The following is a 1,424-nucleotide window of genomic DNA, read 5'->3' on the forward strand; positions in this document are numbered from 1 at the left end:
CGATCTCGCCGATGCGCCGGGTCGAATACTCGATGTCCCGCTCCGCGTCACGGATCTGCCGGCGGACGGCGTGCTGGTCGTCGGTATGGGCGGCGCGCAGTCGCTCGAGCCGCGAAATATCGGCTTCGAGGCCCGCCTTCTGCATCAGCCGCTGATCGCCGGAGGCGATGGCTTTCGCCATGGCGAACTGGTTGACCTGGCCTTCGCCGAGATCGTCGAGCCGGCGGATCGAGGTATCGCCCGAGAGCGCTGCGGCGATGAAGCGGGCCTTGCGCTCGTTGTTCTGCCACATGGTCGCGTCGAGCGAGCCTTCGGTCGCGTAGGCGAAGATGTCGACCTCGTCGTGCTGGTTGCCCTGCCGAACGATGCGGCCCTCGCGCTGCTCGATCTGCGAGGGCAGCCACGGCACGTCGAGATGATGCAGTGCTTTCAGCCGCAGTTGCGCGTTGACGCCGGTTCCCATCGTGTCGGAGGAGCCGATCAGGAAACGGACTTTTCCGGCGCGCACGTCGCCGAAGAGGCGCTGCTTGGCCTCCGACTTCTTAAAATCCTGCATAAGGGCGATCTCGGAGGGCGGAACGCCTAGGCGGACCAGCTCGTCACGAATCCAGCGATAGGCCGAAAAACCTTTGGTTTTCTCGACGCTGATCGTTCCGAGATCGGAAAAGATCATCTGCGCGGCGCCGGGCAGCTCGAACGGCTTGCCGTCGCCACGCACATAGGTGTTCGCCTCCGTTTCCTTCCAGATGCGGAAGGCGTTCGAGACAAGGAGATTGAGCTTGTTGTCGGGCTCGTTATCGTTGTCGGAATCGACCAGGCGCAGGTCGATCGCGGCGTGACGGCCATCCGTGATAACCGAAAGCAGGATGTCGTCGCCCGGCTCCGGCGGCCGGTCGCGCATCTCGATCGCCGTGATGCGCTCGTCGAGCAGGACCTGGTAACGCTTGAACGCGGCCGTGGGCTTTGCCGTCAAGATCTGGCGCTTGCCGGTCGAGATCGCCGGCACTTTCACGTACCGACGCAGATCTTCTGGCATCACCACGTCGGCGAAGGTGCGGAACATGGCGATCAGTTCCGGCACGTTGACGAAGGTGGCGAAGCGGGTGACCGGCTTGTACTTGCCGTTTGGCTGCAGCTCGAGCTCGGTCGAGACATCGCCGAAAGTCGACGCCCAGGCGTCGAACTCGTGCAGGCCGCGTTCGAGAAGCGCGTCGTAGCCGAGATACCGCTGCACCGAGAACATTTCACCGAGCGTGTTGGTGATCGGCGTGCCGGAGGCGAGCACCAGCGCGCGGCCTGGATTCTTCGTCTCGATGAAGCGCGACTTCACATAGAGGTCCCAGGCCCGCTGCGAGCCGTTCGGATCGACCCCCTTCAGCGTCGACATGTTGGTGGCGAAGGAGAGCTTTCGGAACTCCTGCGCC

At 63.8% G+C, this 1,424-nt stretch carries 1 protein-coding gene; it reads right to left on the reverse strand.

Features of this window, described 5'->3' with window-relative positions:
• Positions 1 to 1,424 (reverse strand): helicase-related protein (locus EOA27_RS36440; protein WP_348639887.1); only part of this gene is annotated, 1,424 nt, incomplete at both ends.

The sequence above is a fragment of the Mesorhizobium sp. M2A.F.Ca.ET.037.01.1.1 genome (genome assembly GCF_003998075.1).
Classification (GTDB): domain Bacteria; phylum Pseudomonadota; class Alphaproteobacteria; order Rhizobiales; family Rhizobiaceae; genus Mesorhizobium.